Origin of the sequence: Parvibaculum indicum, assembly GCF_011762095.1 — a bacterium.
Lineage (GTDB): Bacteria > Pseudomonadota > Alphaproteobacteria > Parvibaculales > Parvibaculaceae > Parvibaculum > Parvibaculum indicum.
This window is the reverse complement of sequence record NZ_JAASQO010000024.1, coordinates 1-12,847: the sequence shown is the minus strand read 5'-3', so window position 1 is coordinate 12,847 and position 12,847 is coordinate 1. Positions and strand designations below refer to the sequence as shown.

16 protein-coding genes are annotated in these 12,847 nt (G+C 62.1%); 2 read left to right on the top strand and 14 right to left on the bottom strand.

What is annotated here, in order from left to right:
* The first annotated feature begins 160 nt into the window (after window positions 1-160).
* Window positions 161-1,174: a hypothetical protein gene (locus FHS78_RS18685; RefSeq protein ID WP_167095986.1), complete on the top strand. Its 1,014-nt coding sequence runs from the start codon at window positions 161-163 to the stop codon at window positions 1,172-1,174.
* 53 nt (window positions 1,175-1,227) lie between these two features.
* Here the strand turns inward: FHS78_RS18685 and merA are convergent, their stop codons facing one another.
* The 3 genes from merA to FHS78_RS18670 are packed head-to-tail and all read right to left on the bottom strand — an operon-like array spanning window position 1,228 to window position 3,434.
* On the bottom strand, window positions 1,228-2,658 hold the full coding sequence (gene merA, locus FHS78_RS18680; RefSeq protein WP_089413287.1) for a mercury(II) reductase: 1,431 nt from the start codon (window positions 2,656-2,658) through the stop codon (window positions 1,228-1,230).
* A 19-nt stretch (window positions 2,659-2,677) separates the two neighbouring features.
* On the bottom strand, window positions 2,678-3,007 hold the full coding sequence (locus tag FHS78_RS18675) for a heavy-metal-associated domain-containing protein (protein WP_089413288.1): 330 nt from the start codon (window positions 3,005-3,007) through the stop codon (window positions 2,678-2,680).
* 28 nt (window positions 3,008-3,035) lie between these two features.
* Window positions 3,036-3,434 carry a mercuric transporter MerT family protein gene (locus tag FHS78_RS18670; RefSeq protein ID WP_089413289.1) on the bottom strand — a complete coding sequence of 133 codons (399 nt, stop codon included), beginning with the start codon at window positions 3,432-3,434 and terminating at the stop codon, window positions 3,036-3,038.
* An 89-nt stretch (window positions 3,435-3,523) separates the two neighbouring features.
* Between FHS78_RS18670 and FHS78_RS18665 the strand changes: the two genes are divergently transcribed.
* Window positions 3,524-3,937 carry a MerR family transcriptional regulator gene (locus FHS78_RS18665; protein WP_089413290.1) on the top strand — a complete coding sequence of 138 codons (414 nt, stop codon included), beginning with the start codon at window positions 3,524-3,526 and terminating at the stop codon, window positions 3,935-3,937.
* Window positions 3,938-3,988: 51 nt separating this feature from the next.
* Here FHS78_RS18665 and FHS78_RS18660 read toward each other — a convergent pair whose 3' ends face one another.
* The 11 genes from FHS78_RS18660 to FHS78_RS18615 all read right to left on the bottom strand — a co-directional run.
* Window positions 3,989-5,983, bottom strand: coding sequence for a DUF3363 domain-containing protein (locus FHS78_RS18660; RefSeq protein ID WP_167095985.1), 1,995 nt, complete (start codon window positions 5,981-5,983; stop codon window positions 3,989-3,991).
* A 239-nt stretch (window positions 5,984-6,222) separates the two neighbouring features.
* The gene (locus tag FHS78_RS18655; protein ID WP_089413292.1) at window positions 6,223-6,738 is read right to left on the bottom strand and encodes a S26 family signal peptidase; all 516 of its coding nucleotides are present in this window, start codon (window positions 6,736-6,738) and stop codon (window positions 6,223-6,225) included.
* Window positions 6,735-7,202, bottom strand: a complete 468-nt coding sequence (locus tag FHS78_RS18650; RefSeq protein ID WP_089413293.1) for a DUF2840 domain-containing protein — start codon at window positions 7,200-7,202, stop codon at window positions 6,735-6,737. Before FHS78_RS18650 ends, FHS78_RS18655 begins: the two co-directional genes overlap by 4 nt.
* The gene (locus FHS78_RS18645) at window positions 7,195-7,413 is read right to left on the bottom strand and encodes a helix-turn-helix transcriptional regulator (protein WP_089413294.1); all 219 of its coding nucleotides are present in this window, start codon (window positions 7,411-7,413) and stop codon (window positions 7,195-7,197) included. Before FHS78_RS18645 ends, FHS78_RS18650 begins: the two co-directional genes overlap by 8 nt.
* A 112-nt stretch (window positions 7,414-7,525) precedes the next feature.
* On the bottom strand, window positions 7,526-7,945 hold the full coding sequence (locus FHS78_RS18640) for a DUF2285 domain-containing protein (RefSeq protein WP_343042019.1): 420 nt from the start codon (window positions 7,943-7,945) through the stop codon (window positions 7,526-7,528).
* 109 nt (window positions 7,946-8,054) lie between these two features.
* The gene (locus tag FHS78_RS19800) at window positions 8,055-8,324 is read right to left on the bottom strand and encodes a transcriptional regulator domain-containing protein (RefSeq protein ID WP_425500314.1); all 270 of its coding nucleotides are present in this window, start codon (window positions 8,322-8,324) and stop codon (window positions 8,055-8,057) included.
* 301 nt (window positions 8,325-8,625) lie between these two features.
* Window positions 8,626-8,955, bottom strand: coding sequence for a DUF736 domain-containing protein (locus tag FHS78_RS18635; RefSeq protein WP_167095981.1), 330 nt, complete (start codon window positions 8,953-8,955; stop codon window positions 8,626-8,628).
* 713 nt (window positions 8,956-9,668) lie between these two features.
* Window positions 9,669-11,378: a ParB/RepB/Spo0J family partition protein gene (locus FHS78_RS18630; protein WP_167095979.1), complete on the bottom strand. Its 1,710-nt coding sequence runs from the start codon at window positions 11,376-11,378 to the stop codon at window positions 9,669-9,671.
* Between the two features lie 67 nt (window positions 11,379-11,445).
* The gene (locus tag FHS78_RS18625; protein ID WP_143266032.1) at window positions 11,446-12,318 is read right to left on the bottom strand and encodes an adenine nucleotide alpha hydrolase family protein; all 873 of its coding nucleotides are present in this window, start codon (window positions 12,316-12,318) and stop codon (window positions 11,446-11,448) included.
* Window positions 12,315-12,548, bottom strand: a complete 234-nt coding sequence (locus FHS78_RS18620; protein WP_089413298.1) for a hypothetical protein — start codon at window positions 12,546-12,548, stop codon at window positions 12,315-12,317. Before FHS78_RS18620 ends, FHS78_RS18625 begins: the two co-directional genes overlap by 4 nt.
* The coding region (locus FHS78_RS18615) for a zincin-like metallopeptidase domain-containing protein (RefSeq protein WP_246220601.1) at window positions 12,545-12,847 on the bottom strand (303 nt) is incomplete at its 5' end. The genes FHS78_RS18615 and FHS78_RS18620, both read right to left, overlap by 4 nt.

Below are 12,847 nucleotides of genomic sequence, written 5' to 3'. Positions count from 1 at the left end.
CCAAAAGCGGAGAAGACTAGCCAAGAACATCAGACCTTATTTTTGCAACCGGAAGCCGCTATGATTCTGGATAATGTTGGACGGATTCGCTTGCGCACCGTGGTTAATGCGCAAAAGTTGTCATTCGCTAGGGTTTAGGGGGCTGAGAAGGAGATGTTCGATGCGGTTCCATCGCCAATCACGCCGAGCTTGTCGTATTGCCCTCGGTGCAGCCTCTATTCTCGCCACAGGGTTCTTCGGTCCGGCCTTGGCCGCCGACTATGAGGTTCGGAATTTCGAGGGTGGGCCTGGCTGGTTTGTCTATGACGAGCCGGTCGATGTGGCGCTCCGCGTCCTCCGCCCGGCCGAGCCCAAATGCCACGAAGTCACGGAGATGATCCTGCTTTTCGAAACGGCCGATCAATTGCGCGACGATGCGCTGATCGAAGAAGCCGCGCTCACAGGCATGAACCACTATGCCGCGCTTTGCCGCTCCTTTGGCGTCAATCCGGCCAATCAACTCAAGGTCTCAGGGATAATCCTTGGCGCCAGCGAGGCCAACGCCCAGGGCTTCGTTATGGGCGACGCCCGCGTACTTGACGCCATGGTCGGTTCGTCCACTGGCAAGTACCAGCTTCGTGTTAGCCGAAACGCCGTCGCCGGTGGCACAGCGGCGGCTACCCCTAATACGGCGCATAAGACAGCCAACAATCAATCTGCTCAGATTGCTGAAATTCCCACGACCTATGATGCGGCGTTGAAAAAGAGCGAGGCAAACGCCGGCCGTCCGGGATTGGTCGGCCGTTTGATGGGCGGCGACCGGGCCGCGCTCACCGGCGTTTGGTCCGGCAGTCAGGCGGAGTGCACCAGTGAACGGCTCATCCTGTTCGAGAATAGCGGAACCGGAACGGTCGAATGGTGGCGGGGGTCGGACAAGGCCGTCGGCCTCCTGCCTTGGCGCACCGGCCGGTGGGAACTGCGCGACGGCACTGTCATCATGAGTTTCGACCATCGCGTCGAGTATGATGACTTCCTTGGCCGGCTCGGCAACAGCGCGATCGACGAGACCGTGCAGTTCGAACTCAAGCGCGCCAACGGATCGGAGCTGCGGCTCGCAGCGACCGGCGGGGGAGTTTCGTCCGAAGCGTTGTTCCTCGGTGGCGTGGAGAAGCTGTTTGTGCGGTGTGGCGTGTAATACTTACAGTTTTCCAATCTTACTGCCGCCCGTAAAGCACGTCGCAAGGTATCTCACCCTGCGCAGCAGGAAAGCTTCGCTACATCCTTCTCGAAGGTCTGCGCGGCAAGCTTCAGGCCCTCGACGGTCGTGAGGTAGGGGAAAATCGTTTCGCCGAGCGCTTTGGCTGTCATGCCGTGCTTCAATGCAAGCGCCAGGGTTTGAATGCTATCGGCCCCTTCGGGCGCCAGGATATGGCCGCCGAGAAGGCGGTCGGTCTTCGCGTCGGCAACTAGCTTAATGAGGCCGCGCGTGTCCCGTGCCGCCAGGGCGCGGGGCACCTGATCGAGGGGCACAATGGAGATTTTCACATCGAAGCCCTGCGCCTTCGCCTGGGCCTCGGTGGGGCCGACGCCCGCGACCTGCGGATCGGTGAACACGACGGCAGGCATGACGCTGTTGTCATAGACGAGGCTGTCGCCGTTCAAGGCATTGAGGGCCGCGATCTTGGCGCCGTAGGCCGCCATATAGACGAACTGGTCGCGGCCGGTGACATCGCCCGCAGCATAGATTCCAGGCTTTGTCGTCCGCATGCGGTCGTCGACCGCAATTCCCCCGCCTGCTGTCTGCTCGATCCCCGCTGCCTCAAGACCGAGCCCCTCCACATTGGGCGCGCGCCCCGTTGTCACCAACACGCGCTCGGCCTTGAGTTCGGTCAATACGCCGCCCTCCTTCACGCATAGCGTGACGCCCTCTTCGTCCTGACGGCAGAACTCGTAGGCGACGCCGCAATTGAGAGCGATGCCTTCTTCGCGGAAAACTTTCATCAGCGCATCGCTGATTTCCGGCTCTGCCTGCGGCAGGAGGCGGGAGCGGCAGACGATCGTAACTTCAACCCCTGCGCGCGCCAGCATCTGACCGAGCTCGCAGCCGATGAAGCCGCCACCCACGATGATGAGGCTCCTCGGTAGCTCCTCAAGATCGAGCGCCGACGTGCTCGTCAGATAATCGACCTTGTCGATGCCCGGAATGGGCGGAAGAGAGGGCCGTGCGCCGGTGGCGATGATAATTTTGCCCGCGCGAATGGCGTCGCCATTGACGGTGACGCCACCGTCCTCCAGCCGGGCCGCGCCTTCCAAATAGGCGACGCCATTATAGCTCGGCAGGAGGTCGATGTATTTCTTCTGCCTGAGCGCTCCGACGAGATCGTCCTTGCCTTGGACAAATGCGCGCCAATCCGTGATGCGGGCCTCGCCGGCAAGGCCGGGAAATCGGCCGGCCACTTTCGCCCCATGCAGGGCTTCGGTCGCGCGGATTATGGTCTTCGATGGCACGCAGCCAATGTTCACGCAGGTGCCGCCAATCGTGCCGTGGCCGATGAGCGCCACGCGCGCGCCTTGCTCGGCTGCTGTGATTATGGCGGAGAAACCCGCCGATCCTGCGCCGATGACGGCGAGGTCGTAGCTTCCACTATTCTTTCCGCCAAGCGTGCAGCAATCGGACATGTCTCTTATCTCAATCGGTTTAGCTCTGCGCCGCCGGGTAACCGGCGTTTGTCGAGGCCGCCGCGATCGCGTCGGCGTTCGTCACCGACGGATCGAACACAACAGTCGCTGTCTTGGCATCAAAGTCGACAGTGACGGACTTCACCCCGGCGACGCCTTCCATGGCCTTTTTCACGGTCACGGGACACAAGGCGCACGTCATGTTCTCGATACTGAATGTTGCTGTCTGAATCGCGGCGACTTGAGCCGGAGCGGCCTGCGCGGCAAACGGCGAAGTCGCCGGCGCCGACAGAAGGCCGGCGGCGCCCAAGGCAAGCGCGCCTGCCGCGGTAAGCACGAATCGTTTCATCTCATGTTTCTCCTTTGCGGTTACGTGATCAGTAGAACAGCGGCGCCCACCAATTAATTGTCAGAGCGAGGACGACCAAGATCGTGGCTAGCCACAGCGCCGATTTTGTGATGAGCGACGATTGCGGCTTCGCGCAGTAGGAATCCTCTGCGCAGGCCGGTTTGGGTTTGAAATAAACCTGCCAAAAGCCAGCGCCAATGAAGATGAGCGCCACGGCGGCGAAATAGGGCTTGTAAGGTTCAAGCACCGTAAGGTTGCCAATCCAGGCGCCGGAAACGCCGAGAGTCAGCAACACCAGCGGCGCAATGCAGCAGGTCGAGGCGAGGATCGCCCCGATCACACCGCCCGCCGCGAACCATCCTTGCTGACGGCCCGCGGCCTTTTTTGGTTCCTCAAGCGCCTGTGTTTTAAGTTCACTGCTGCTCACGCGACTCAACCCTCGACTCAACCCTCGATTCTTAGACGACAGTAAGATAAGGTCTGTACTAACTACAGACTCAAGAGGTTTCTGAATCGATGCGCGATCACATTTCCGGGAAAGGATTGCAGCGGGCGGAATTGGCGCGCCTGACCGGCTGCAATCTCGAAACCATCCGCTATTACGAGAAGATCGGCATGATGCCGGATCCCAGGCGCACAGGAACGGGCTACCGTATTTACGACGACGCTCACGTCTCGCGTTTGCGTTTCATCCTCCGCGCCCGCGAACTCGGCTTTTCGCTCGATGAGGTGCGCGGCTTGCTCGCCCTCGTCGAGGGTGGCACGCAAACCTGCGCCGAAGTCAAGGAACGCACCGAGCGGCATTTGGCCGACGTGCGTGCCAAGATCGCCGATCTCAAACGCATCGAAAAAGTGCTGGCAAAGACCGCGGCGCAGTGCTCCGGCGACGATGTTCCGGAATGCCCGGTTCTGGATGCGCTGGCATCATGATCATTACCTCGGTGATCAAATCGCGGCCCCCAAAAAAAAGAAATCTATTGGCTAAGACACGGACGGCCCACTGCGCTGGCGACCAATGGTCCAGGAAATGCTGTCGCCACGAATCACGCCGCCGACCATTTTACCGCGCTGGCGTTCGAGCACCGGCCGCCAGGGGACGAGCGTGAACTCCTTCGATTTCTCAATGACGGCGAACTTGCCGCTGGCGAGACGGATCGGTCGTTTGTAGACGCCGTCGATTCGATCTCCATCCTGTGTCTCGGCAAAGTCGAGGCCTGTCTCCTTGGCGAGCTTCTCGCCGGCGGCTGCCAGTTCTCGCCGACGCAGTAGTCGAAGCAGGTTTCGCTGGTAGCGGACGTGTTGGCCTTCGCGTTCCGCCAGACCTCGTTCGATCAGATACTCCTGCCGCCGGCGCAGGGCTTGGGCGGCTTCGGCCCCGAAGCGCTCGCCGCGCAGCGCCAGCGGCTCCTTGGTGAGCAGTTGCCGGTCGAGCCAGGTTGCGCCGTCAGCGCCAACTTGAGCTTCCAGCGAGAAGAACGACAAAGTCGTGATGCGCCCCGGATATCGCGCCTGCTTTTTGGCGAGCGCTTCGACCCGGTCTTCAAAGTCCTCGGGGATTTCCCATGACCCGTCCTGAAAGCGCCGAACAACATTGGCGCGGCGCAGCGCTTCGAGCCTGCGGACGTGCGCCCGAACGAACTCGTCCGACGCGCGCGGATCGAAGGCGTGGTGGGCGTCCACCGTGTAGAGACCATCGTTTCGCCTGGCGATCTCGGCGATGGTTCGGTCGGATGGTTTCACACCGCTCGCCGCCGGCGCAACTTCGACAACGGCGCCGAGCGGCAGGTCCTCCATCTCCTGTCGCGGATCGAGCGCGACGTAATGAACCCGCCCGTCGGCGGCGTCGATCATGACGTAGTGCCCGTCGTTCAACTCGTCATGGAGTCCGCGGTCGATGATCCGGCCGGTCACGGTCGGCGCGCGCGGGTCGGCAGGGTCGTAGATCGAGAACTCCGAAGCGCCGGCATCGAACCCGGCCTGCCGCAGTCCTCGGTGCATGGTCTTGATAATGTCGGCACGCTCGCCCGCGCGCCGGAGGGTCCCTTCCAGTCTCGGCGAGAGCCGCCAGCGGCCCGACTCTGTCTCCTCGGCGAGACCGCGCCGCGACAGCACACGCAGCCGACCGACCTTCATGGCATGGTGGAAGCGCGAGTCGGGGCGCTGCGGCTCGGCGCGCGCATCGACAATCCCGTCCATGGCGTCACGGACCAGCGCCCGGTCGAGATCGGTGAAGCGGTCCTGCTCGACCTGGTGTTCCAGTTTTTGACGAAGTTCCTGCTCGGTCTGCGGCCCGAGTTCCAGCGTCAGCAGTTCGCTCGCCCGCCGCCGCATGCCGTGGGCGATGTAGTCGCGGGCGATGACGAGGTCCTTGCCGAGTTCGTCCTTGCCCCGCAGCACGATATGGGTATGCGGATGCTCTGTGTTGAAGTGATCGACCGCCACCCAGTCGAGCCGCGTGCCGAGGTCTTTCTCCATTGTGCTCATCAGATCGCGGATGAATGGCTTGAGATCCGCAAGCACGGTCGCATCTTCCGGCGAGACGATAAAACGGAACTGATTCCGGTCGCCGTCGCTGCGGTCGAGGAACGCCTTGCCGTCCGCCTCGTCATGCGCCGCGTCGTAAAGCCGGCCCGGCTCGTGATCCTTGGAGACGCCGTCGCGCTGGATATAACGCAGATGGGCACGCGCCGCATCTAACCCGCCGCCTCTGAGTTTGACGATCCGCGTCTTGATGACGACGCGCCTATAGGTCGGTCCGAAGCGGTGTCCGGCGCGACCACGCCGAAGTACGTCATTGCCGCGCCCGATCCGGTAGCCGGAATAGCGCCGTGACGCGGCTCCGATTCTGAAACCGGACTTGCCTGCCTTCGAGACCTGTCGGAGCACGCGATGAAGATAGCTCTTGGTGCGCGCGCCACCCAGGCTGCGAATGCGTCCGAGCTTCGGCTTGAAAATGTCGTCGGAATCATCGGCCATGGTCGGTCATAAACATGGGGCGCGAACGTGGGCGCCAAACAACCTATTCATCCTTGCACCACCTATTCGCCAGCCATCTCGGGGCCTTAGCAAAATCATCTGCACACGGGCGAAATCGCCGCGTGCAACCAAACCGGATGTGCAGACAATGGGTTATGCGGGCTTTGCCCCATCACCTTTTATCTTGCCCTCCGCTGCCTCAGACGCCCCCCACGCTCCAATTCCTTCATGACGCTGGATCAGCTTTTCTCGTGCTTCCGCCAAGGGAGCCGCAACATCGTCGCCCGTCCGATGACGAGACGCCGATCCACCGGCCCGAAATATCGACCATCGAAGGACTGCGGATGGTCTTGCAACAGGAAGACCGTCTGCTCGGTGAGGATGTGGCAGCCCTGCCAATCGGGTAGCGGCCTGCCCAAACCGTCCGCCTTTTCAGCCCTGGAAACCGGATTTCCGTTGATCGAAACCGTCTCTCCCCGACGACAAATTACGTCTCCATCGACCCCGACAACGCGCTTGATGAAGGGCACATCGGCGGGCAGATAGCCGCGCTCTTCGACAAGTTTTCGGACGCGCTCCGGCACGCGAACAAGGACATAATCGCTGCGGCTGATTGGCCGCCGGTCGAGCCAATAGAAGCCGATCGGCGCGCTCGCCGAGGCGTTATAGATCAGCTTCTTCGGTAGGCTGATGGTCGATACGATGGCCAAAGCAAGCACCGGGATCGTCGTACAAACGAGCGGTCCCCACTTCACGCCGACACCTTTTTCGCCGCTAAATATGCCGCATGCTGTTCTCGCGAATAGGCACGGACCGGCTGCCCCGCTGTGATGCGATTGTGGACATGGCGATAATAGGCGGGCGACACGTCGACCGGATCGAAGCCGTCCGCTTCCAGCACGTCGATCTGCAACAGCGCGCGCTTGACCTTCGTGTTTCCGGTGACAAGCAAGAGCACTTCACCGCCCGGACAGACGCCCGGAATGCGGCTCAAAAGCAGTGACGGCTCCGCTGCGCGAACGATGGTGAAGCGCCACTCCTGCGTGCCGAACTCGTTGGCCCGCCAGCGAACATAGCCGAAGACCTGGCCCGGTCTGAAAAGCGCAAGCGACCGCCTGCGGTCCAAGTCCTGCTGTGCATCAGGCGCGCCGAACCGCAGCCAGTGGTTCAAATGCTCCGGATAAAAGACGATCTCGACGCGTGTGAAATGTTCAGACATCGGAAGTCGAATCCTTCTTCCGCATGTCCGACCAGGCGGTCAGTTCGTCAATGTGATAGCGAACGTGGCGGCCGTGTTTGCGGTATTGCGGGCCGCCGCCATAGACGCGCATTTTCTCCAGCGTGTTGGGTTTGAGTTTGAGAAAACGCGCGGCTTCGCTCGTTGTCAGGAACGGTCCTTCAGCGACCGTTTGTGCGTCGTGCTCGGTCATGCGTCCTCCGGCGTCAGCGAAAGTGCTCTATGCCGGTCAAGGATGAGCGAGCGTGAAATCGGGCGGCAGTATCGTTAGCGGCGAAGCGCACGAACGATACCCCTCACGCGGGTCAGGCGAGTAGCTTTCGATAGCCGCCGTTCATCATCCGCTGGCCGCGTTTGACGCTGCGGATGACGCGGTTCTTCATGGTCTGGTCGGGGTTGGTCCAGTCGCGCCGCACCGCCTTTTCGCCATAGAGAAAGATCGCGATCTGGCGGTAGGAACGCCCCTCCATTCGTAAATCGAGAGCAACAAGGGCGTCGCGGTGGCGCATCGCCTCAACTGCCCATCCGCCGCTCCTCCCACTGAGCCGCCGCCCCCGATAGAGATCAGCGAGTCGTCTGATGAGATGCTGGCGACTGTCCACGTTTGGGAAATCGTCGATCACTAATTCGAGAACGAAAGGATCGATTCGGATGTCGTCACCCACACACCGCACCTGTGCCACTCGGCCATTGTCGCGCAGGAGCAGATGCTGCTCACCATCCACCGTCTTCAAAAGTGTCTTTCGACATGGGACGTCATTCAGAGAGACCGTGACCCCCAAGCCGTTATCATCGCTCTTGCGAGTATGGGCCGACACCACGCGCCGATAGTCCTCAGTTCGCCAGAAGACCTCGGCCTTGAGGGCATTTTCGCGCGGATCGGCGAAAGGTATAAAGGCCCCACGCTTCGGCGCATAGAAAGCGCCGCCGCATCCTGATTAGTGTAACATCGTTCCGTAGACGGATTGCAATCGGACGGCCCGGCGGGGAACAGCGCCAGTCGCGGCCAAAGTCGGGATTCCGCCGAAGATATTCCCAGGCAACTCGCGACCGTGTCAGCAACCGTACATAGTCGTAGTCACCGAGGTGCAGATCGCCGGACATCGAGGAGTTGTGATATTCCACCATCGTGCTTTCCATTCCCACGGCACGATGGCGGCCGACGCACCCAGCGTCGCAAACTCAATCAAGCTCCTCTTTCATTGCGCTTACGTCCGTCACCAAGCGCCCAAGACGCTGCACCATCGACCCGCAATACAGACTCGTGTCATCGCTCAACTATGGCGCGCGAAAATCAACGAACGGTTAAGAATTCTGAACATTTTGCAAGAAAATACATGCAATGTACATATTCCGGTGAAAGCAAATAGCCCCCGCACCGAAGCGCGGGGGCTGAAGCCGTGCGTTAGCTGCGCGGGTTCCAGAGGATCGCCATAATGCGGTCGTCTTCCTGCCCGGCGGCCCGGCCGAGATTGGCGTAGATTTTGTTCGGGCCGAATTCGGGAGCGGAGAAAGTCAGCGACACGTAAGGGTTGCCGCTGGCCTTGCCGACCCGGTTCCATCCGCCGCCAATCTCCACGCGGTCCTCGGTGTAGACCCGGAAGTCCGGCTGGGCGTCCGTTTCCTTCCGCGCGTTTGGCAGGATGCGGATGCGCTTCTTGAGGCTCATCGTCGCGAGCGTGCCTTCGTATCCGCCGGTCTCGTTCTTCGTCACATATCCAAGTGCCTGTGCCATCTTTCTGTCTCCTGTTGGCTTTCGCGGGGCGCCCATCGCCCTGCTGACGCGGGACCGGCCATGGCGGGCGGGGGCCGCATGAACCGTAGGCCGAAGCGCAGCGGAGGACCGGCGGGGCGCACTTTTTTGTCTCGCGAGGAAGGCCGAAGGCCGGGGAAAAAAGTGCGGAACGCCGGTTTCATGCGGCCGCCGTTCGCCATAGGTCCATCAAGCAGAAGCAGGCGAATGGGTGTCACGCCAGCCATCGACAGGAGACGTGATGGTCCAGGCAACGCGGGTCATCGTGACGAAAGATGACTAGCAGATGGCACCACCAAGTGCGCGTTCGACGGTGCTGCAGTATGAGCGCAGTCTCGTTTCTGTCCGACCGCCATGGGAGAAGAAGGAGGCGTACTGACGAGACGTGCGGTCTTCAGCGAGGACCACGTGGAGATTGAGAGGTCGGAACCGTCGGCGAGCGCCAGCGCGTTGCTTCAGGCTCGATGACCTTCTCCGCTCCCGAAGTTGGCTGCACGAACGTTATAGCCGAATCTGAGGCGCTGGCGGATTCAGATCATCCGGCTTGGTGATCCGCTGATCCGCGCACCTCTATAAGCGACAACGCCCCCGCGCCATCCGGCGCGGGGGCACTTCGCTGGCGTGAGGAAACAGTGGCAGGCGCTCGCGGCCCCCCGTTTGGGTGAGAGGGCCGCTCCCGCCTGCCGCCGCCGGTTTCAGGAAACGAGCGATTTAATGCGGGCCGTGTTTTCCATGAGCCGCCCGCCGCCTGCTTTCGTATAGGCTTTGAAGGGGAACTCCATATAGCGCGGCAGCCATCCTTCGGCTTGTCTCCGGCCGTCGCCGGTGATGAAGTCGCGGATGATCTTTTTCTGCACCTTGGTCGTGGCGGTCACATTGGCGTCGGCGACCGCCTTGCCGCCGATATGGCGAAGCATGGCATTGACGGCGGCCTTATTGCGGAGAAGGTCGAAGAAGGCGTCGTCCGCCTGCCAATAGTCGCGCATGTCCACCTTGAGATGGGTGCCGAGCGCCTCGACGACGGCAGTTCCGGACTCTAAGGTTTCGGCCATGACGATGGCAAGCACCCGCATCACCTCGTCGTCGGAGAGTTTCAAGAGCGCGGCGAATAGCTCGACCACCCGATAGTCATCGCCGTTCGAGCGTACAACGGAATGGCCGTGGGCGGGCAGCCCGAGAAGCTTCAAGACCGCCTTGCGTTCGTCGGCCAGCGCCGCTTCGGCTTTCGATTTGGCGATGCTCCCGGCGGTTTCCTCCTTGCGCGTCGTTTGCGGGTCGGGCCGGGTCTGCCACAGCGCCGAGCCGCCGATGGCATGAGCGACCAAGAGCCGGAGGGCGATGCCCGGAGACCCGAGAAGCGCATGGCGCGCGGCGGCGTGGCGGTGAAGCTCGATATAGTTCTGCGCCGGATTGGTGAGCTCGGGGCGGTCGGCGGCGGCGGTGTTCTTCTCGTCTCCGCTCGTTGCTTTTCGCTGGCGGCGCTGATGTTCTTTCGCGGTGACGAAGCCTTCATGGACGGTGACTTCGCCGTTCTCGCGAACCTCGATATAGACCCGCCCGCCTTCGCCCTTGGGCGTCGCCACATGATCCCATTTGAGGAACCGTTCGCCCACATCGAGCACGACAACCTCGGGCCATCCCTTGGCGAGAAGCGCGTCGCGCTTGGCGGCGACGGCCTCGTTCTGCAATTTCCAGAATTGGTCCAAATCGTCGAAATAGCCGGTTTCGTCGAACAAGTCCGTCACGATCCGGCCCTTATAGGCATCGAGGGGAAAGAGCGCCGCCCCGGTCGAAACCTCGCCGCCGAACAGCCATTGCTTCAACTGCCAGCCGCGCGGCGCATGTTGCTCCGGGTCCTGAAACAGCTTCAGCCATTCGGCTTGGCGGCCCTCGCTCGCCAAGGTCAGTTGGCGGACGGTCTGGGCGTCAATGTCCTCGTTACGATAGGCTTCGCGGATGTCGGGCAGAAGCTCGCCGAGGGCCAGCGCGCGCCTCACCATGATCTCGGTGACGCCAAAGGTGACGGCGATGTCCTCGACCGTCCGGCCCTCGTTTACGAGCCGGGCGAAGGTCTCCCAACGCGCCACTTCATCGGGGTCGAGCCGGGCCGTGTTCTCGATGAGTGAGGCTTCGAGCGCCGCCGCGTCGTCGCCTTCGGCCATGACGGCGCAAGGAACGGGATCGATCTCGCCGCCTTCCTTCGCGATGGCCTTGAGCGAAAAGAAACGCCGCCGCCCGGCGACGATCTCGTAGCCCTTGCCGTTCTTACGAACGAGCAAGGGCTGCTGCACGCCGCGCGCCCGGATAGAGGGCAGGATGTCCGACACGTCCGGCGCTTTGCGCGCATGGCGCATGTTGAGCGCGGAGACTTTCAGTTGGTCGAGGGGGATATGTTGAAGGTCCATTTGGTCTTCTCCTTGGGTTATGCTCCGGCCTGCCGGAGCGGGTGAAGCGCCCGATGGGGCGCAAAACTCAGTCCGTGCAGACACAATCCTCGCGCTCCCAATCGATCTCAGGCGCAGCGGGGTCGGCGAAATCGAGCACGCCTTGCCGCTGCACCTGATCGAACAGACGCGCATAGGGTTCGCGGTCGATGCGGAAGACGCGCATGTCCGGGCAATGGCCTTTAGCGCTCGATTTGCCGGGCTTGGCCTCCTGCGCGATCCACCAATTCGCGAGGTCGGGCCGGTCGCGCATGATCGCCTCGATCTTCCAGCGGGCTTTCAGGAAGCACAGGTCGCAATTGCCTTCATGGGAGCGAAGCGCGAGGTCGAAGGGCTGGTCCGCCCACCAATCGAGCACGTCCGCTTCCGTCACGCGCGCGTCCGCCAAGGGCAACTGAACCGTCGCGCCAGTGCGCTTGCGCGCGCCGCAGGCGCGCTGGCGATAGACGCGCTTCGGCTCGTCCGCGCGCAAGCCAAGCACGCTCGACCAGCTTGCCCAGCCGAGCCAATGCCGGGCGTAGGCGTCGATGCGGTCGCGTTTCAGGAAGGACGTGCAGAACCGCATGCGCGGGTTCGGCACGAAGCCCTTCCGGTCAATCAGCGCCTCGAACGGCTCGCCGTTTCGGGACGCGCTGTTATGAGAGACAATCCGCGTGCGGTGCGGCTCGTCCCAATCATACTCGACCCACGTGATGTGAACGCCCCAGCGCGCGCCGCATTCGGCTACGAAGTCGAGCGTCTCGGGACGCTCCTTGCCGGTGTTGGCGAAAACGACGTGCACGTCGTCCGGCAGAGCGCTGCCATGGGCGTCGAGAATGTGCTTCAGCATATAGCCGGACGTGCGCCCGCCCGAGAACGAGATCACGGCGGGGCCGGCAATGCGGTAGGGATAGCGGGTCATGGCTTGCACTTCCGCGCTTCGTCGATCCAGTCGATCTGGCGGCGACCTTCCAAGTCGAACAGGCCGAGGTCGCAGGGCTTCTGCTCGGCGTTCGGGTTGCGCTTCGGGGTCATCGGCTGGCGAGCGCGCCATTCCAGCCGGTCACGAAGCGTGATCGGCTTGACGCCCGGCGCGACAATCTGCTCGCCTTCGGGCGTCGTCTCGGTGGGGAATTCGGGGGCGTCGATCATGCCGCCGCCTCCACTGCCTCGGCCTTCTCGGCGTCGCGAAAAGCGAGGATGAAATCGGCGGCTTTGGAGGCTTGGCTCGCCGCGCGGAAGATCGCGCGATTGTCTTCTCTCAGGACTTCAAGCCATGAGCCGATATAGTCCGTGTGCCGAACGGTGGGTGCGATGCTGAGCGAAGCGCAGACAAAGGCGCTCGCCATCTCGGCAATATATCCTGACAGTCCAGCCCCAATCTGAAATTTTTCCGCAGTGAAGATGAGGTTGATCATGCTGCCATCTCCTCTGCCTGGGGCTGCTGAGCG

Bases quoted from the DNA above. Each gene is read 5' to 3' on its own strand.
- FHS78_RS18635 (WP_167095981.1), bottom strand. From the start codon at position 8,955: ATGGCACAGGCACTTGGATATGTGACGAAGAACGAGACCGGCGGATAC.
- FHS78_RS18620 (WP_089413298.1), bottom strand. From the start codon at position 12,548: ATGATCGACGCCCCCGAATTCCCCACCGAGACGACGCCCGAAGGCGAG.
- FHS78_RS18645 (WP_089413294.1), bottom strand. From the start codon at position 7,413: ATGACCGAGCACGACGCACAAACGGTCGCTGAAGGACCGTTCCTGACA.
- FHS78_RS18685 (WP_167095986.1), top strand. From the start codon at position 161: ATGCGGTTCCATCGCCAATCACGCCGAGCTTGTCGTATTGCCCTCGGT.
- FHS78_RS18650 (WP_089413293.1), bottom strand. From the start codon at position 7,202: ATGTCTGAACATTTCACACGCGTCGAGATCGTCTTTTATCCGGAGCAT.
- FHS78_RS18625 (WP_143266032.1), bottom strand. From the start codon at position 12,318: ATGACCCGCTATCCCTACCGCATTGCCGGCCCCGCCGTGATCTCGTTC.
- FHS78_RS18630 (WP_167095979.1), bottom strand. From the start codon at position 11,378: ATGGACCTTCAACATATCCCCCTCGACCAACTGAAAGTCTCCGCGCTC.
- FHS78_RS19800 (WP_425500314.1), bottom strand. From the start codon at position 8,324: ATGTCCGGCGATCTGCACCTCGGTGACTACGACTATGTACGGTTGCTG.
- FHS78_RS18660 (WP_167095985.1), bottom strand. From the start codon at position 5,983: ATGGCCGATGATTCCGACGACATTTTCAAGCCGAAGCTCGGACGCATT.
- merA (WP_089413287.1), bottom strand. From the start codon at position 2,658: ATGTCCGATTGCTGCACGCTTGGCGGAAAGAATAGTGGAAGCTACGAC.
- FHS78_RS18675 (WP_089413288.1), bottom strand. From the start codon at position 3,007: ATGAAACGATTCGTGCTTACCGCGGCAGGCGCGCTTGCCTTGGGCGCC.
- FHS78_RS18665 (WP_089413290.1), top strand. From the start codon at position 3,524: ATGCGCGATCACATTTCCGGGAAAGGATTGCAGCGGGCGGAATTGGCG.